We start from the raw sequence: 17,890 nt of genomic DNA on the forward strand, positions 1-17,890 counted from the left end.
AACGCTTCCCCTCATCGTCTGTCATCGGCCCTGGAAACGCGGCGCCCGCTTCTCGGCGAACGCCTTACGGCCCTCGATGCGGTCCTCGGTGTCCCGGAGCAGGCCCCACACGTAGCTCTCCAGGTCCAGGCCGCGCTCCAAAGGCAGGTCGGGGCCCTCGGTGGCGAGCCGCTTGACGGCCCGTACGGCGAGCGGCGCGTTACGGGCGATGCGGTCCGCGACCTCCCTGGCCCGCCGCAGCAGTTCGCCCGCCGGGAGGACCTCGCTGACCAGGCCCACCCGGTGCGCCTCCGCGGCGTCGATCCGATCGCCGGTGAGCAGCATCTGCATCGCCGTCGACCGCCCGATCATCCGGGTGAGCCGCTGGGTGCCGCCCGCTCCTGGAATGCTGCCGATCTGGACCTCGGCCAGACCGAACTGGGCCGTCTCGGAACAGATCCTGATGTCGCAGGCCAGGGCGATCTCCAGGCCGCCGCCGATCGCGTACCCGTTGATCGCCGCGATCACCGGTTTGTCCCTCGGGAACCCCTTGAGCAGATGGTCTCCCCCGTCGCCGAACGCGATCTGCGCGTACGACTCCGCCGGCGGCATCGTCCGCTTCAGGTCCGATCCCGTGCAGAAGGCGCGATCCCCCGCGCCGGTGATCAGCGCGACCCTGATGGACTCGTCGGTGTTCACCCGTTCCCACGCCGCGTGCAGCATGGCCCGGGTCTCGGGGTCGATGGAGTTCATCGCCTCCGGCCGGTTGAGCACGATCTCCGCGACCGTCCCCCGTACCTCTATGTCAACGGACACGTGCCCGTTTCCTCCTCATCGTTGATCATGCGGGCGTGGACGCACGCCTGCTTCTGGTGACCAGCCGCCAGATCCCGCCGCCGAAGAGGACCACCGCGACGAGCAGCCAGAGGGCCGCGGCGATCGGGCGCTGGACGAAGTAGCCGAAGTCGCCCCGGCTCAGGAACAACCCCTCGCGCAGGTGCTTCTCCACCAGCGGTCCCAGCACCAGGCCGAGGACGAACGGGGCGAGGGTGAACGACAGCTTGCGCAGGAGGTAGCCCACGGCTCCCATGGCGGCCAGCGTGTACACGTCGAGCAGGCTGTTGCGCACGCTGTAGCAGCCGATCGCCGCGATCACCACGATGGCGGGGAAGAGCAGCTGTTTGGGGATACGCAGCAGTTGCACCCACACGCTGACCAGGGGCAGGTTGAGCACCAGCAGCATCATGTTGGCCACGAACATCGTGCCGATGAGCGACCAGAAGATCTCCGGGTTGTCCTCGATCAGCAGCGGGCCCGGCTCGATGCCCTGCACCTCCATCGCGGAGATCACCAGGGCGAAGGTGGCCGAGAACGGCATGCCCAGCGACAGCAGCGGCACGAGCCCGCCGACGGCGGCCGCGTTGTTGGCGGCCTCGGGTCCCGCGACCCCTTCGACCGCGCCCGAGCCGAGGTTCGCGCGGTTGCGGGCGACGCTCTTCTCCAGCCGGTACGACGCGAAGCTCGACAGCGTCGCCGAGGGACCTGGCAGCAGGCCGAAGAGGAACCCCACGGCCGAACCCCGTCCCCAGGCGGGCACGGCGTCCCGCCACTCCGCGCGGGTGGGCATCAGTTCCCTGAGCCGGACGCTGGTGGGCCGCGCCGACCTCGACGGGTTCTCGACCAGCAGCAGCAACTCGGCGATGCCGAACAGGCCGATGCCCACGGGCACCAGGTCGATGCCGAGGGCCATCTCCGGCACGTTCAGCGTGTACCTGAACGTGCTGGTGATCGCCTCCTGGCCCAGGGTGCCGAGCATCACGCCGACGATCATCGGCAGGAACCCACTGGCCGGGCTGCCGCCCGAGACGCGGGCCAGGGCGAGCAGGCCGCCGGCCACGAGCGCGAGATATTCGGCGGGGCCGAACAGCAGGCCGACGCCCGACAGCAGCGGGGAGAAGAACGTCACGAGGATGACGCCGATCGCGCCGGCGATGAACGAGCCGATCGCCATGACGCTCAGCGCGGCTCCCGCCCGGCCCTTCTTGGCCATCGCATGGCCGTCGACGGCGGTCATGACCGAGGCCGCCTCGCCTGGCATGTTCAGCAGGACCGCGGTCGTCGATCCGCCGTACATCGAGCCGACGTAGATCGCCGCGATCATGACGATGCCGACGATCGGCGACATGGAGAACGTCAGCGGCAGCACCAGCGCCGCGCCGGCCACCGGGCCGAGCCCGGGGAGCACCCCGATCACCGTGCCGGCCAGGGCGCCGACCAGCGCGGCCAGGAGCAGTTCAGGGGTGAGCGCCGATTCCAGCCCGAAGATCAGGCCCTCGACGGGGTTCACGGGTCAGCCCCCCATCAGCGCGCCGGCGGGCAGCCGCACGCCGAGCAGTTCGAGGAACACGTACGAGATGATCAGGCCGAGCAGGACGCCGTGGAGGACGGCCTTCCACCAGGGGCGGGTGCCGAGCACCCCGACCGCCGCGGCGCCGAACAGCGCCGCCGCGAGGTACTGGCCGATCAGCGGCAGCAGTAAGAGGTACACCACGATGATCCCGCCCAGTCCGAGGACGAACCGGCCCCGTCCCGGCGCGGCGCGCTCGTATTCGCCGGTCACCTTGGTGGTGAACCTCGCCTCGGCCATCGTGAGCACGCTGATCACCAGGCACCCCGCCCCGACGATGATCGGGTACATCGCGGCCCCCGGCTGGGCCGTCGTGCCCATCGGAAGAGTGAACGCGTGGGCGGTGTAGACGGCTCCCACCGCGAACATCACCGCGCCGACGATCATGCGCCCGCGGCGGACCCCGTCCAGGGACGCCTTCGGCGGAGAGACCACGGTCTCGGTCGTTTTCATGCCGGTCGCTCCTCCATGAACGCGTTGATGCGCTCGTACTCTTCGCGGTATTCGTCGAGTTCGGCCTTGAGCTGGTCGGGCGTGAGCGACTCCAGGACGTAGCCCTTGTCCTCGGCGAACGCGCGGAACTCCGCGGAGCGGACGGTGGCGTCGGCCGCACTCTGGAGCCGCTTCAACACCTCGGCGGGGATGCCCTTGGGGGCGATGACGTAGTAGGAGGCCGGCAGGGTCACGTCGTAGCCCGCTTCCACGACGGATTCGGCCTGCGGGAAGATCTTGTAGGGGCCGTCGTGGAAGACGCCGAGCACGCGCAGCTTGCCCGCCCGTACGTGCTCCTTGACCGTGGGGGCGTAACCGGCGGTCGCGTCCACCTCCCCGCTGAGCAGCGCGGTCAGCGCCTCGCCACCGCCGCCGCTGAACGGGACGCCGGTGAACTCGACCCCGCCCGCCTGGCTGAGCCGCTGGATGGTCAGGTCGGGCGCGGTACGCGCACCGGAGTTGGAGATCTTGATCTGCCCCGGCCGGCGCCGCGCGTCGTCCATGAAGTCCTTGAACGTCCGCCAGGGGGCGTCGGCGCGGACCGCCAGGATCGTCGGCAGGTCGGCCAGCTTGACCAGCGGCTGGTAGTCGGCGGTCGAGTGATAGGGCAGGGCGTCGGTCAGGATGGGCTGGTAGGCGACCGCGCTGTTGGAGCTCAGTCCGATCGTGTAGCCGTCCGCCGCGGCCTTGACGATCCGGCTGGTGCCGATCGTCGCCGAGCCGCCCTCTCGGTTCTCCACGACGATCGTGGTGCCGAGGTCCTTCTCGAGCTGACGGGTGAACTGCCTGGCGATCGGGTCGGTGGATCCGCCGGGCGCGTAGGGGACGACGAAGGTCAGCTCATCGGATGGGTAGGGGCCGTCGTCGCCGAATCCCGGGATCGCCGAGCAGCCGCTCAAGATCAATAGTCCGGCCACCGCCGCCGCGCTCCGCCGTTTGAACGTCATCAGCCGTCCGCCTCTGCTTGATCGTACAACCGCATAGCGAACAAAAGTTCGCTCTCTGGATGCGTTACCGTGACGTTAAGGGGAGGTCACATGGGGTGTCAATGCATCATTTGCGACGAATCTCCGCTTTGTGATGGCCTCCCCGCCTGCCTGGGGAGACTAAACCCCGAGGTCCCGGGGTTCCACCCGGATCTGGACAGTGGTCTGTCATACATGACACTGTTCTGTGGATGACAGACGCATTAATTCCGTGCGGCCACCCGCAGACATGACGTCCGACCATTGCCGAACCAGGGAGTTCCTCGCCCAGATCTGGGCCGCGCTCGACGGCCACGCCGGCGACCTCGACCGCGTCACCGTGACCGGCGACAGTGCCCTGCGGTCCGCGTTCGCCGTGACGGATCTCGCCGCGGCCGGTTTCGGGGCCGCCGGGCTGGCGCTCAGCCGGCTCGTGGCGACCGAGGGCGGCACGCCGCCGACCGTACGCGTGGACCGTACGCTGTCCAGCGGCTGGTTCGACCTGCCCGTCGGCCCCTCGCTGCCGCTGACACCGCAGCCGAGCAGGCCGCTGAGCACCACGCATCCGTGGATGACCGAGTTCAGGACGGCCGACGATCGCTGGCTCAGGGTGCAGGGGCTGTTCCCCCGGCTGCGGGCCCGCATCGCCGGCGCGCTGGGCGTCGCGGAGGATCCGGAGGCGGTCGCGGCGAAGGTGGCCGGGCACGACGCCGACGAGATCGAGCAGGTCCTCGTCGACGGGGGCGCGGCCGTGGCGGCGAGCCGCAGCCTGGCGGAGTGGCGGGCGCACCCGCAGGCCCGCGCGGTCGCCGCGGAGCCGCTCGTCGCCGTGGAGCCCGGCGGTGAGTCGCCGGAGTCGTGGCGCCCGACGCCGGGACGGCCGCTGGCCGGCATCCGGGTTCTCGACCTCACCAGGGTGGTCGCCGGGCCGATGGGCACCAGGTTCCTCGCGGCCTGCGGCGCCGAGGTGCTGCGGCTGGACGCGCCCGACGCCGACGAGACCACCTGGCGCGGCGGCGGGACCGACGTCGGGCTGGGGAAGCGGTGGGCGGTGCTCGACCTGCGCACGGCCGAGGGCTGGCGGCGGTTTCTCGACCTGCTGGCCGGCGCCGACGTCCTCGTTCACGGGTACCGTCCCGGCGCGATCGACGGGCTGGTGCCGCCGGACGTCCGCGCGGCCGTGCGGCCCGGACTCGTGGAGGTCGCGCTCAACGCGTACGGCTGGACCGGCCCCTGGCGGGACCGCCGCGGTTTCGACACACTCGTGCAGTTCAGCACCGGACTGGCCGACGAGACGACGAGCTGGGCGCTGGAGGATCCCGGCACGCGGACGCCGATCAACGCGCTGGGCCGCCTCGTGCCTCCCGACCGGCCGCGGCACCTGCCGGTGGAGGCCCTCGACTTCGCGACCGGCTACCAGGTCGCCGCCGCCGCGATCAACGGCCTGACCCGGCGCCTCACCACGGGCCTGGGCTCGGTGTCGCGGCTGTCCCTGGCGCGCACCGCCGCCCTGCTGGCCGATGCCGGGCGGCCCGCCGAGGAGCCGCCGATCGACCTCCCGCTGCTCGGGCCCACCGAGGACCGCGTGTACGCCACCCCGCACGGCCCGGTGCGCCGGCTCCGCTTCCCGGTGGAGATCGACGGCAATCCGCTGTTCTGGGAGCGGCCGTACGAGGCGGTCGGCAGCTCGACCCCGCAGTGGTCCGCGACGCCACCGGCATGAACTCCCAGCGGGCCGCGACACCACCGCGATCGCCCGGCGACCCGCGACGCCGCCGGCACGATCGCCCAGCGACCCGCAATGCCACCGGCACGATTCGTCAGCGGGCCCCCGCGAGGACCTCCTTCTTGCCCAGGAAGGCGGTGAGCCGGTCCAGCGGCCAGGTGTTGATCACGTCGTCGGCCGTGAGCCAGCCACGTTGGGCGGTGCCGATGCCGTAGCGGAGGTTGTCCAGGTGGCCGACGGCGTGGGAGTCGCTGTCGAGGGCGAAATTCACGCCGTGCCGCTTCGCCCGCCTGATGAGCTCGGCGGCCAGATCCAGGCGCTCGGGGAAGGCGTTGATCTCCAGCGCGGTCCCAGAGCGCGCGCACGCCTTGAAGACCTGGTCCCAGTCCGCGTCGATCGGCGGGCGGCGGCCGATCAGCCGGGCGCTGGGATGGCCGATGATGTTGACGCACGGATGCTCGGCGGCGCGTACCAGCCGCCTGGTCGTCCTGTCCTTGGGCAGGTCGAAGAAGGAGTGGACGGAGGCGACGCACAGGTCGAACCCGGCCAGCACGTCGGGCGGCCAGTCCACGTCGCCGTCGGGGTCGATGTTGAGCTCGACGCCGTGCAGCAGCCGGAGCCCGGACGTGCCGTCCAGCTCGCGTACGCGCTCGCGTTGCGCGATGGCCTTCTCCAGCGTCATCTGCTGCATGTAGAGCTTCGGCCCGTGATCGGTCACGGCGTAGTACGCGTACCCGCGCCCGGCCACGGCCTCCACCATCTCCTCCAGCGAGGCGTGGCCGTCGGTGAGCGTGGTGTGGGTGTGCAGGTCGCCGCACACGTCGTCCTCGGTGACCAGTTCGGGCAGCTCTCCGGCCAGCGCCGCCTCGATCTCCCCGATGTCCTCGCGCAGGGTCGGCGGGATCCACGGCAGGCCGAGCCGCCTGTACACCTCCTCCTCGGTCTTGGACACGATCAGCTCTTCTGTGTCGGCGTCGAACAGGCCGTACTCCGACAGCTTGAGCTTGCGGTGCCCGGCGATCTCACGGGTGCGGATGTTGTGCGCCTTCGAGCCGGTGAAGTACTGCATGGCCGCGCCCCACGCGTCCGGCGGCACCACCCGCAGGTCCACCTGGAGCCCCTGACTGGTCCTGACCGAGGTCTTCTTGTCGCCGTGCACGATCACCTCGGTGACCTGGGGCAGATCGATGAAGGCGGACATGAGCACCTTGGGCCGGTTGGAGGTGGCCAGGATGTCGATGTCGCCGATGGTGTCCTTCATCCGGCGCAGCGAGCCGGCGTACCCGCAGCGGCGGCAGCCCTGCACCGACTTCAGCGCCGTCACGATGTCCTCCGCCAGTGGCATGGCCACGCCGAGCTGGACCCGCTCGCCGGCGTCGCGCAGCAGGGCGATGCCGTGCAGCAGGTTCTCCTCGGTCTTGGCGCCGAACCCCGGCAGGTCCCGCAGCGCGCCGGCGTGGATCGCCGACTCCAGGCTCTCCGGGGAGTCCACGCCCAGGCTCTCATGCAGCACCATCGCCCGTTTCGGCCCCAGCGCCGCGATGCGGGTCAGCGCCCGGACCCCTGCGGGTATGCGGCCGCGCAACTCCTCGAGCTGGGCCATGGTGCCGGAACGCAGATATTCGGCCACCTTGTGCGCGATCTTCTCGCCCACGTTGGGGATCTGCCGCAACTCGCCGGCGTCGTAGCCGTCGATGTCTGCCGCGTGGGCACCGATGGAGCGGGCCGCCTTCTGGTAGACGCGGATCTTGAAGTCCTCACCGCCGGTGATGGCCAGCAGGTCGGCGTACTCCTCCAGCACGGCGGCCACGTCGTCGTTCGTGCGTGCCATGTCGCGTCGTCGCCTCCCTCCTGACCATCCCCTATCCCGAAATCCCGGCCTCTATCCCCCGGCGAAGACCGGGGGCGTCCGGTCCTTCCATGGCATGGCCCGTTCGAGGTGGGCGGCGACCCTGAAAAGCAGATCCTCCCGGCCGTAGGGGGCGACGAGCTGCACCCCGATGGGCAGCCCGTCGTCGCTCCTGCCCAGCGGCAGACTGATCGCGGGGTGTCCGGTGACGTTGAACAGCACCGTGAACGGCCCGTAGTCGGCCAGCGACCGCAGCCAGCCGGTCACGCTGTAGCTGGGATCGTCGTAACGCAGGGTGCCGTGCGGCGCCGGGGGATGGCCCAGCGTCGGGGTGACGAGCAGGTCGTACTCCGTGAAGAACGCGCTCACCGAGCGGGTCACCCGGTTCTGCGCGGCGAAGGCGGTCATCATGTCCAGCCCGGTGTACTCCCTCGCCGTCCGCAGGAACCGCCTGGTGACGGCCTCCATCAGGGCCGGGTCGGGTTGCCTCGGCGCCAGGAGCAGGGTGGAGGAGATCGCCACCCCCTCCGCCACCCATGCCTTCATGACGGCCTCCCAGTCGACGGCCGGGCCGGCCTCGCTGACGCCGTGCCCGGCCTCCTCCAGCACGTGGCCGGTCCTGATCGCCCAGGCGGCCACCTGCTCATCCACCGGCGACCCCGACCACGCCTCGGTGGTCACCGCCACCCGTAGCCGGCCGGGCTCGGCCCGGAGCTCGTCGGCGTACCGGCCGTGCGGGGGCGGCGCGGTGTACTTGTCGCCGACGCCGGGCCCATGCACGGCGTCCAGGAGGCAGGCGGCGTCGCGGACGGTGCGCGTCAGCGCGAACTCGTACGCCATGCCGAGCATCGCCTCTCCCATGTCCGGCCCGCACGGGACGCGGCCCCGGCTCGGCTTGAGCCCCACCAGACCGCAGCAGGAGGCCGGGACCCGGATGGACCCGGCTCCGTCGCTGGCGTGCGCGAGCGGCACGGCGCCGGCCGCGACCAGGGCGGCGGCACCACCGCTTGACCCGCCCGCGCCCCTGTCCAGATCCCAGGGGTTGCGGGCCGGCCCGTGCCTGACCGGTTCGGTGGCGAAGCTGAGGCACATCTCCGGCACGGTGGTCAGGCCGAGCGTGACCAGGCCGGCGGCCCGGAAGCGGGCCATCAGGTCGGTGTCGTGCTGGGGGACGACGCCCGGCAGGCTGCGGCTGCCGAGGGAGAACGGCACCCCCTTCGCCACCGGGCCATGATCCTTGATCAGGAACGGCACCCCGGCGAGCGGTCCGTCCTCCGCATGGTCGAGCGCCGGGGTGAACACCGGCAGCGCCAGCCCGTTCACCTCGGCGTTCATCGCGGCCAGTGCCTGCCTGGCGGCGGTCTCGACCTCTCCGGCGGTGACCTCGCCGGTCCGGATCAGCTCGCGGAGGCCGATGGCGTCGTACTGCGCGTACTCATGGAGTTGCATGAAAATCCCTGTCGCCCGTAGCTCGATCGGTGGTCTGTGGGATCGGCGGCGCGGCCGCCGACGGCGAACAGCCGGAACAGAGGGATGGGAGGGGGCCGCCACGCCGGGCGCCCGCTCCAGAGACCATCCCCTGCGGTGATCGAGGTACTTCTAGGCTCGGGACATCACGGCCCATGGTGGCAGGGGCCGCCATGGGCCGTCGACCGGTTTTCCGTTTGCCCGGGTTGCGAGGGTCCAGCGCGGAGTACCCGAATGAGGCGGTCACCTACGACTTGAGTCGTAGGCGGCGGCCCCCAAGGTGCGTCTTGAGGTGGGTGTGGGGGCCGGAACCGACCGGTAGCGTCGATTGTCGTGATCCGTCGGATCCTCGCCTCCGGCGAACGTCACCCGCGAGCAGTGGACGCGGGTCTCGCCGTGCTGGTCGCGGTGGCGGGCGGGTTCGTGGAGGGTTCGGCCGGATGGGGGTGGCTCTGGGCTGTCTGCCTTCCCCTGGTGTGGCGGCGGCGGGCGCCGGTTCCTGTCCTCTATGTGACCGTCGGGCTCGGCCTGGTGGCGTACGCCGCCGGGGTCCAGGCGATTCATCCGGCGGCGGCGATCCTGGTGGCGGCGTACACGGTCGCCCGGCACCGCCCGTGGCGCCGGCTGGTGCCGCCGGTGACGGTGATCGAGGGGGCGTTCCTCTCCGGTGCGTTCCTGGGCGGGTTGCGGTGGGACGACCTGGTGACGCTGACCTTCGCCATGGCCGCGGCAGTGCTGCTCGGGGTGACGGTTCAGACGAGACGGGCCTATCTCGCGGGGCTGCGGGAACGCGCCGAGCGCCTGGAACATGAGCGTGACCAGCGTAACCCCATCAACAGCAGGATCGGCGGCCAGCCCTGACGTAGCGCGTTCATCGCGAGATGTGTTCCTTTCGTCAGGGTCCGACGCTAGAGACGGCCCGCCTCCCGCACGACCACCCGAAGTCGGATCCACGGCACCGGCGGCGTACGCCTCAGGTCGCAGGCGATCCACCGGAGGGTGAGCCGCCGGTCACGTGGTCAGCCGGTGGAGCGCGTCGGCCCTCGGAAGGCAGGCGCCCAGGCGGTAGGCCGCGTCGTAGCCGGCCTGGCCGAGCCGCCGTACGAGCTCCGTGGTCAGCTCGCGCAGCTCGGGGTCGCCGTGGTCGAAGGCGCCGCGGATGACCTGGCTCATCCCCAGCGCGGTGGCCGCGCCCGCCGGATCGCCTTCCAGGCAGAGCAGCCGGGCCAGGAGCTGCGCGGCGGAGGCGACGTCGCGGACGGCGAACGCCCCGCGCACGGCCTCGGGCAGGAGCGCGCGGGCCCGCGCCGCGGCCCCCGTCGCGAGCAGGTTCGCCATCCTGACCGGCGCGACCCGGCTCGCGGTCACCTCGCAGGGCATCGACAGCTCCCCGGCGAGCGCCTCCAGCCGGTCGAGCGCCGCGTCGGCCTGCTCCGGCTCACCCGAGCGGCGGTGCAGGTCGGCGACGCACAGCAGCAGCTCGATCTCCACATGCCGCTGACCACGGTCACTCGCCCGCCGTCGCGCCGCGTCGACGTCTCGCCGGGCGCCCTCCAGGTCGCCCCCGCGCATCCGCACGGTCGCCAGCCAGGCCCGGTGATAGATCTCCTGCTCCAGAGCGAGTTCGGCGGCCAGTGTCACGCTGCGCTCCGCCTCGGCGACGGCCTTGTCGTGCTCGCCCTCGACCGAATGGGCGCGCGCCATGGCGGCCAGCGAGACCGCCTGCCCGTAACGCTCCCCCGTCTGCTCGAACTCCCGCACCGCCCGTTCCCGCGGCGTCGCGCTGCCCTCCCAGTCGCCGCGATCGGCGCGGATGAAGGCCTCCACCAGGAGTGCGCAGGCCCGCGCCCACTGCTCCGGGTGCTGCCTGGCCCGCTGGAGCTCGCGTTCCGCCAGCTCGTCGAACCCATAGAGGTACGCCCCGGCCGGCGCCACCACCACCAGCGCCGGACAGCGCTCCATCGCCCCGGTGCGGGCACAGTCCTCGAGCACCGAACGCACCAGCGCGCTGTCGGCGGGCATCGTGCCGCTGTTGCCGGCCAGCAGGTGCACCGCGGTGAACGCGGCCCGCGCATGGCCGGGCAGCGCGTCGCCGAAGCGCAGCACCTCGGCCACGAAGTCGTCGGACCTGGCGTCGAACCGTACGTTCCAGTACCAATAGAGCGGGCCGAGCAGCCGCCAGGCCGTGTCGGCGTGGCCGCCGTCGATGGCCGATCGCAGCGCGAAGACCAGGTTGTCGTACTCGGCGTCGAACATCGCTATCGACGCCAGCTGGTGCGCACCCGTACGCAGCAGGGGCTCGTACTCCTCGCCGAGCCCCACGAAGTACCGCGCGAAACCGGCCGCGACGATCCCCCGCTCATCGGCCCGCAGCCTGCCGGCCGCGTACGCGCGGATGGTCTCCAGCATCCGGTACCGGTCGCCGGTCTTCGCCACGATGGACTTGTCGACCAGCGAGCTGAGCACGTAGAAGACGTCCTCGCCTGGCAGCCCCGCGTCCGAGCAGACCGCCTCGATCGCGGCGCCGCTCGCCCCGCCGGGGAATATCGACATCCGCCTGGCCAGCACCCGCTCCTGATCGGTCAGCAGGTCCCAGCTCCACTCGATCACCGCCAGCAGCGTCCGCTGGCGCGGCAGCGCCGCCCTGTTGCCCGAGCTGAGCAGCCGGAACCGGTCGTCGAGGCGGTGCGCGATCTGGCTCACGCTCATCGAACGCAACCTGGCCGCCGCCAGCTCCAACGCCAGCGGCAGCCCGTCCAACCGCCGGCAGATGTCCGCCACCGGGCCTGCCGTGGACTCCTCCAGCGCGAAGCCGGGCTGTACGGCGGCGGCCCGATCGACGAACAGCCGCACCGCCGCCGACCCGCCCGCCTCGGCCGGCTCCGCGGTCTCCGCGGGCACGTCCAGCGGCCCGAGCGGGCACAGCGCCTCCCCGATGACCGCCAGGGACTCCCTGCTGGTGGCCAGCACGCGCAACCGCGGCAACAGGTCCAGGAGCTGATCGCCGAACACCGAGACCGCCGCCACCAGGTGCTCGCAGTTGTCCAGCACCAGCACCGCGTCATCGGCGCCGAGCAGCTCGGCCACCCGCTCGATCAGCCGCGTCGCCCCGTGCCCGGTCTCCGGAGGCCGGAACCCCCTGAGCGCGCCGAGCACCGCGTCGGCCAGCCGGTCGGGCGAACTCACCTCGGCCAGCGGGACGAACCACACCCGGCCCCGCCGGTACGCCGGATGCCGGGTCGCCGCCTCCACCGCCAGTCTGGTCTTGCCCACGCCACCAGGGCCGACGACGGTGACCAGCCTGGACGTCTCCATCAGCCCGGCCAGCAGGCTCATCTCCTCCTCCCGGCCGACGAAGCTGGTCAGCTGCGTCAGCAGGCGGCCGGGTGGCGGCTCCGAGTGCGCCCGCGGCCGGTCGAGCTCGCCCCGGAGCACGGCCAGGTGGGTCTGCTGGAGCTCGGCAGAGGGATCCACGCCGAGCTCTTCGGCCAGTCCGCGCCGCATGTCCTCGTACACGTCCAGGGCGTCGGACCGCCGTCCCGCCGCGTACAGGGCGCGCATCCGCAGAACGGCGAACCGCTCGCGCAACGGATGCCTGGCGGCCTCCTCCGCCAGCTCGGACAGCACGTGCGCGTGCCTGCCCAGGCGCAGCTCCGCCTCGAAACGATCCTCCGCCGCCGCCACCCGCAGGTCCTCCAGCCGTACGGCGGGAGTACGGCGCGCCGCGGCGACTCCGGCGTCGAGGCAGGAGCCGGCCGGCAGGTCCGCGGTCGAGCCACCGTGCCCGAGCCACGGGCGGGATCTGGGGTCCGCCGGCGTACTCGATGCGGTTTTCACGTCCTCACCAGCCGACAGGGAGCCGGTGGACGCCGTAGATGTCCGAGTTGGTGCGCAGCGGCACGTCCTCGGCCGGGATGGCCAGGCGCAGCCCAGGGAACCGGGTGACCAGCGCGGGAAAGGCGACCCGCAGCTCGACCCTGGCCAGTTGCTGCCCCAGGCACTGGTGTACGCCGTGGCCGAAGGACACGTGCCCGGTCGCGGGCCGGCGCAGGTCGAGGACGTCGGGGTCGGCGAACCTGGCCGGGTCCCTGTTGGCGGCCTGCCCCGAGATGGCGACGCTGTCACCGGCCTTGATCACCTGACCGGCGAGCTCGACGTCCTCGAGCGCCGTCCTGACCCCCGTGTGCGTGATGGTCAGGTAGCGCAGCAACTCCTCCACGGCCCGGTCGGCGAGGCCCGGGCCGGCACGCAGGGCGGCGAGCTGGGCGGGGTTGCTCAGCAGCGCGAAGGTGCCCAGCGCGAGCATGTTGGCGGTGGTGTCGACTCCGGCGCCCAGCAGCAGCACGCCGACGTTGGTGAGCTCCTCGTCGGTGAGGTCGCCGGTGGTCAGGTCGCTGAGCAGATCATCGGTGGGGTCGCGGCGCTTGGCCCGCACCAGCTCGCCCAGATATCCCTGCAGCCCGGCGAAGGCGGCGTACTTCTCCTCCGGCGTGGCGTCGTTGGAGTTCACGGTCACCGCGTGGCGCTGGAAGAGCTCGCGGTCGGCGAAGGGGACGCCGAGCAGCTCACAGATCATCAGGGCGGGAATCGGCTCCGCGTACGCCTTCACCAGGTCGACCGGCGGGCCCTGCCGCTCCATCGCGTCCAGGTGCTCGGCCGTGACCTGCTCGACGCGCTCCGTGAGCAGCCGCATCCTGCGGACGGTGAAACGGCCCTCGGGACGCGTGGTCGGCAGCTCCACCAGGATGGGGAGGGAGTCGGGCACGGCGTTTCCTTTCGCCTCGTTCGGTGTCGTCCCTCACGATGCGCGGCCGTGCTGACAGGTGGCTGATACCTCTGGCGCGATCTTGTCAGGTCGTCTCAGCGACCGCGCGGGTGACCCGTACCAACGCCCTGACCACCGACGACGGAGGACCGATGTTCACGGGCGAGGGCCGGTTCCTCTCGGTGACCACAGGCTGGACCAACCAGCCTCCCCGGTGCCCGCGCCCGATCACCGGGGATCGGGCGGGGCGGGAACGGCCCGGCCGCAGGCTGTGCCCTTGCAGCCCTGAAGCTGGTCGAGGTGGCGGTCGAGGTGCTCGACGACCTCGGCGTACGCGGGATCCTCGTGGCGCGAGCGCAGTTCGTGGGGGTCGACCGAGTAGTCGTACAGCTCGCGCTCGCCCTTGACGTAGCGGACGTACAGGTAACGCCTGGTCCTGATCGCCTCGTAGGCCACGCTGAGCACCTGGCCCTGACCCGGCGGTCTGCGGCCCTGCGCGACCGTGAAGTCCTGGTCGAGGTCGCCGCGCGCGGCGGCGGCGCCGGACGGGTCGTCCTTCGCCGAGGTCTCGGCCGCGACGGTCGGCAGGGCGCCGTTGCCCGCCTCGTGCAGCACCGGACGCAGGCTCGTCTTTTCCGGGTCGCGGGCGTACGGCAGCAGCGAGCGCCCGTCGACCGCCAGCCCGGGACGCACGCCGGCGGCGTCGGCGATCGTGGCGGCGAGGTCGGTGTTGTTGACCAGTTCCCTCGACGTGCGCCCGGCCGGCAGGCCGGGGCCGCGCACGTAGAGAGGCAGGTGCGAGGACGCCTGATGCGGCAGGTACTTGCCCGTCGGGATGCGGTGCTCGCCGAAGAAGAAGCCGTTGTCGGCGGCGAAGACCAGGTAGGTGTTGTCCAGTTGCCCGGTCTGCCGCAGCGTGCCGACGATCCGCTCGACGGCCTCGTCCACGGCGAGCAGTGCCTCCAGCCGGCCCCGGTAGCTCTTCTCGATCTGGGTCTTGGCCTGCGCGGTCAGCCTCGGGTATGCCCGCATGTACGCAGGCTTGTCGGAGACGTCGGCCTCGTCGAACCAGGGCTTGCGAGGCATGGGCTCGTCGGCGAACTTCCCCTTGTGCCTGGGCGCGGGCCTGGGTGCGGGGCCGACACCCGCGCCGCCCGCCCTGGGCTGACCGGCCGCCGCCAGGTCCTCCCCGTGCGGGGCGAGGAAGGCCGTGCTGAGGAAGAACGGCCGGTCTGCCTTGGCCATGCGGTTGATGAAGTCGACCGACTTGTCGCGGTAGACATCGGTCTGGTAGTAGCGCGGGTCCTCGACCTTCGGGTCGCCGTACGTCGTCAGCTTGCCGTTCTCGTTGAGCGTGTAGCCGTACATGAGGTAGGTCGTGGGGTCGATGGAGCCACGCCATTCCGTCCAGCCCGGTGGGACGTACGTCTTGTCGCCTTTGCCATAGCCGTTCGGATATTTCCCGATATGGGAGGTGGCGTAGCCGGCGTTCTTCAGCCAGACCGGCAGCGTGTTCTTGTCGTTGAGCTTGCCGTAGCCGCCGGCCGGGGGCGCGTTGTGCCTGACGCCGTTGTTGTGGGCGTACTGGCCGGTCAGGTACGTCGCGCGGGACGGGCAGCAGATCGACTCGGAGGCGTAGAAGTTCGCGAAGTCCACGCCGCCCGCACCCAGCAGCTCGCGGGTGCGGGGCATGACCCGCATCGACTCCAGCCACTGGTCGTCCGTCATGATCATGACGATGTTGGGCTTCTTCGGCGCCTCGCGCGCGGACGCGGCCTCGGGGCCGCCGATCGCGATCACGGCCGTCAGCACCATGGTGAGGACCAGCCCGATCCGGACCATCCATCTGACCTTCGTCCGTGCAACCATCGTGGCATCCTCTCCTCTCTCCTTGGTGTCTCCTTGGCGCCCCCCAGGGGAATCAGCCAGGTGATCCGGCGAGGAGGGGGTCGATGGTGTGGCGGGCCCTGATCAGGTCCGCGGCGCTTCTGGGGTCGCGTTCGAGCTGGAAGCGGAGCCAGGCCAGGGCCGCAGGCAGCAGCGTGGCGAGGTGTTCTGAGGCGCAGTGGCCGGCGCCGGGGACGAGCCACGCGGTGGCGTTCGGGTCGCCGTGGAAGACCGCGGTGTCCTCCGCCGGCAGGTACGGGTCGGCCGTCCCGTTGACGGCCAGCAGGGGCACGGGAAGCGGGTCGTCCAGCAGCCCCTGCCGGCGCAGTGAGAAGTCCGCGGCGAAGCGGTCCGCGTCGTCCGCGGTCGGGAGCGCGGCCAGGCCGAGGGCGTGGCCGACGATGCCCGGCATGCCGTTGGGGAGTGTGCTGAGGTCGACGGTGTGCCCCGCGGCGCCGACCGGCCCGCCGATGTCGACGGCGGCGTGCACCCGGCCGGTGAGGGCGAGCTTGGCGGCCCAGTGCCCGCCGAAGCTCAGGCCGACGAACGCGGTACGCCCGGCCCCGACGTGCCCGGCGATCCGCTCAACGGCTCCGGCGAGGATGACGTCGGCGTCGGCGGCCAGGGGGACCTCTGATTCGCCGGTGCCCGGCATGTCGAGCACGGCCACGGTCATGCCGCGGGCCGCCGCCAGCGCGGTACGGTGCACCTCGACCTTCCAGGTGTCCACTCCGCCGCTCATGACCAGCAGCGACCTGCTGTCACCGCGATAGAGGTGGACCGGCACCGGCGTGGTGCCCGAGCGGTAGGGCACCTCGCAGACCCAGCGCTCGAACGCGGCGGCCTTGGGATAGCACGCCAGCTGCCGTTCGTACGCCTGGACCCGCGCGGGGCCGGCCAGGCAGGGGAACCTGGCCGCACCCCAGCACAGCGCGGCCGTCAGCCACTGCTCGCCGGCCTCGGCCGCCAGGGCCTCCGCACGCCAGACGGGGACCCAGCTCGACGGCCCGTCACCCCACATGTCGTCGACGCTCGCGCGGACCCGCGAGATCACCGGCTCGGGGATGCCCCAGCCGGCGAACTGGAGTGCGCGCTCCGCGAACACCGTCGCGGGCTCCAGAGGAAACTCGAACATGGTTCTCGCTATCGGTTCAGGTAGGTCTCGATGCCGTCCAGGACTCGGCGCAGCCCGAACTCGAAGCCGTCGCCCGCCGGTGCGCCGTGCTCCCCCAGGTGGTCGAGTACGGCGTTCAGGTGGGGGAAGCGCTCCCGCGCGTCCCTGACCAGCTCGTAGATCTCGGTGAAACTCTGCGGTTGCTCGTCGACGGCGGGCTGGGTGGCTCCTCTGACGTAGCCGTTGACGAGGAGCACGGTCTCGAGCGCCTCGGCGGGCGTCAGGCCGGAGCCGGACATGGTGGCCAGGGCGGCCTCCAGCCGGGCGGTCTCGTTCGGGCCCAGGACGCGGCGGGTCGTGACGAGGGCGAGGGCCCACGGGTGGCGCAGGAAGATGTCGCGGGTGTCCCTGGCCCAGCGTTCGATGCCGGCCCGCCAGCGCTCCGGGTCGGTCTGCTCGGGCGGCGGCGGGCCGATGGCGGTGTCCAGCATCAGGCTGATGAGGTCGTCCTTGGTGGAGACGTGCCGGTAGAGCGACATCGTCCCCGAGCCGAGCCGGGTGGCCAGCCGCTGCATGGACAGCGCGGCCAGCCCTTCGGCGTCGGCGATGTCGATGGCCTCGGATACGATCCTGTCCAGGCTCAGCGCCGGCTTGGGACCGCGCGGCGGGCGCCGGCGGTCTCCCCAGAGCCAGGCGGCGTCCGTGGGCTTGTCGGGACTGCCGGTCATCGCGTGCTCCTTGCTCCTACGACGGCTCCCACGAGGTCGCCCACGAGGTCGCCCCAGGGCGTCCCGTCGAGGATGGCGCGGCGGTAGGTCGCCAGGGCGCGGGCGGCGTTGACGCACAGCGCGCCGCGCAGCAGGCCGTTCCGGCCGAACAGGGCCACCATCGAGTCGCCGTCCTCCTGTATGCGCACCTCGTCCTCGGGCCCGGCCCGGCCGATGAACCGGACCTTCGCCTCGAACTGGTCGGACCAGAAGTACGGTATCGGGGTGTAGGGGTCGTCCCCCATGAGCAGGGTGTCGGCGGCCGCCGCCTCGACCTCGTCCCACGCCTCCTCGGGAGGCTCCGCCCGCTGGACGACGGCCTTGCCGGCCGAGTCGTCGATGTCGAACACCGACGGCGCCTCCATCAGGCAGCAGGCGTAGCCCTGGCAGATCCCGGGGTCGACGGTCACCCTCATGACGCTTCGCTCCTTTCCTTCACGACTCTTCTGCGTATGCTATACCCAAATAAGAG

13 protein-coding genes and 1 pseudogene are annotated in these 17,890 nt (G+C 71.6%); 2 read left to right on the forward strand and 12 right to left on the reverse strand.

The window, feature by feature from the left end:
• Positions 1–21: 21 nt before the first annotated feature.
• Genes ITP53_RS04515 through ITP53_RS04530 form a run of 4 tightly spaced genes read right to left on the reverse strand, consistent with a single transcriptional unit; the run spans position 22 to position 3,825 of the window.
• The gene (locus tag ITP53_RS04515; RefSeq protein ID WP_195893997.1) at positions 22–795 is read right to left on the reverse strand and encodes an enoyl-CoA hydratase/isomerase family protein; all 774 of its coding nucleotides are present in this window, start codon (positions 793–795) and stop codon (positions 22–24) included.
• A 25-nt stretch (positions 796–820) separates the two neighbouring features.
• Entirely contained in the window at positions 821–2,326 is a 1,506-nt protein-coding gene (locus ITP53_RS04520) for a tripartite tricarboxylate transporter permease (RefSeq protein ID WP_195893998.1), read from the reverse strand.
• Positions 2,327–2,329: 3 nt separating this feature from the next.
• Positions 2,330–2,839 carry a tripartite tricarboxylate transporter TctB family protein gene (locus ITP53_RS04525; RefSeq protein ID WP_195893999.1) on the reverse strand — a complete coding sequence of 170 codons (510 nt, stop codon included), beginning with the start codon at positions 2,837–2,839 and terminating at the stop codon, positions 2,330–2,332.
• A complete protein-coding gene (locus ITP53_RS04530; protein ID WP_195894000.1) occupies positions 2,836–3,825 on the reverse strand; it encodes a Bug family tripartite tricarboxylate transporter substrate binding protein in 990 nt (329 codons plus the stop codon). Before ITP53_RS04530 ends, ITP53_RS04525 begins: the two co-directional genes overlap by 4 nt.
• Positions 3,826–4,093: 268 nt before the next feature.
• Here ITP53_RS04530 and ITP53_RS04535 point away from each other — a divergent pair, with 268 nt between their 5' ends.
• Entirely contained in the window at positions 4,094–5,566 is a 1,473-nt protein-coding gene (locus tag ITP53_RS04535) for a CoA transferase (RefSeq protein WP_195894001.1), read from the forward strand.
• A 97-nt stretch (positions 5,567–5,663) separates the two neighbouring features.
• On the opposite strand, the gene polX is transcribed toward ITP53_RS04535, so the two are convergent.
• Positions 5,664–7,400 carry a DNA polymerase/3'-5' exonuclease PolX gene (polX, locus tag ITP53_RS04540; protein ID WP_195894002.1) on the reverse strand — a complete coding sequence of 579 codons (1,737 nt, stop codon included), beginning with the start codon at positions 7,398–7,400 and terminating at the stop codon, positions 5,664–5,666.
• 51 nt (positions 7,401–7,451) lie between these two features.
• Positions 7,452–8,867 (reverse strand): amidase, encoded by a 1,416-nt coding sequence (locus ITP53_RS04545; RefSeq protein ID WP_195894003.1) that lies wholly within the window; start codon positions 8,865–8,867, stop codon positions 7,452–7,454.
• A gap of 351 nt (positions 8,868–9,218) precedes the next feature.
• Between ITP53_RS04545 and ITP53_RS04550 the strand changes: the two genes are divergently transcribed.
• Positions 9,219–9,746: a DUF7134 domain-containing protein gene (locus ITP53_RS04550; RefSeq protein WP_195894004.1), complete on the forward strand. Its 528-nt coding sequence runs from the start codon at positions 9,219–9,221 to the stop codon at positions 9,744–9,746.
• Positions 9,747–9,896: 150 nt separating this feature from the next.
• On the opposite strand, the gene ITP53_RS04555 is transcribed toward ITP53_RS04550, so the two are convergent.
• The 6 genes and pseudogenes from ITP53_RS04555 to ITP53_RS04580 all read right to left on the reverse strand — a co-directional run bounded on the left by ITP53_RS04555 (position 9,897) and on the right by ITP53_RS04580 (position 17,834).
• Positions 9,897–12,722: an ATP-binding protein gene (locus tag ITP53_RS04555; protein WP_328813950.1), complete on the reverse strand. Its 2,826-nt coding sequence runs from the start codon at positions 12,720–12,722 to the stop codon at positions 9,897–9,899.
• Between the two features lie 4 nt (positions 12,723–12,726).
• Positions 12,727–13,599: pseudogene (locus ITP53_RS04560) on the reverse strand (cytochrome P450); the annotation flags it as partial.
• Positions 13,600–13,878: 279 nt separating this feature from the next.
• Complete coding sequence (locus ITP53_RS55805; RefSeq protein WP_207755525.1) at positions 13,879–15,519, reverse strand: sulfatase family protein; 1,641 nt, start codon at positions 15,517–15,519, stop codon at positions 13,879–13,881.
• 52 nt (positions 15,520–15,571) lie between these two features.
• Entirely contained in the window at positions 15,572–16,672 is a 1,101-nt protein-coding gene (locus tag ITP53_RS04570; RefSeq protein WP_195894005.1) for an alpha/beta hydrolase, read from the reverse strand.
• Positions 16,673–16,680: 8 nt separating this feature from the next.
• Positions 16,681–17,379 (reverse strand): TetR/AcrR family transcriptional regulator, encoded by a 699-nt coding sequence (locus tag ITP53_RS04575; protein ID WP_195894006.1) that lies wholly within the window; start codon positions 17,377–17,379, stop codon positions 16,681–16,683.
• Positions 17,376–17,834, reverse strand: a complete 459-nt coding sequence (locus ITP53_RS04580) for an oxidoreductase C-terminal domain-containing protein (protein ID WP_195894007.1) — start codon at positions 17,832–17,834, stop codon at positions 17,376–17,378. Before ITP53_RS04580 ends, ITP53_RS04575 begins: the two co-directional genes overlap by 4 nt.
• Between the last annotated feature and the right edge of the window lie 56 nt (positions 17,835–17,890).

It is taken from the genome of Nonomuraea cypriaca (assembly GCF_015645445.1).
Lineage (GTDB): Bacteria > Actinomycetota > Actinomycetes > Streptosporangiales > Streptosporangiaceae > Nonomuraea > Nonomuraea cypriaca.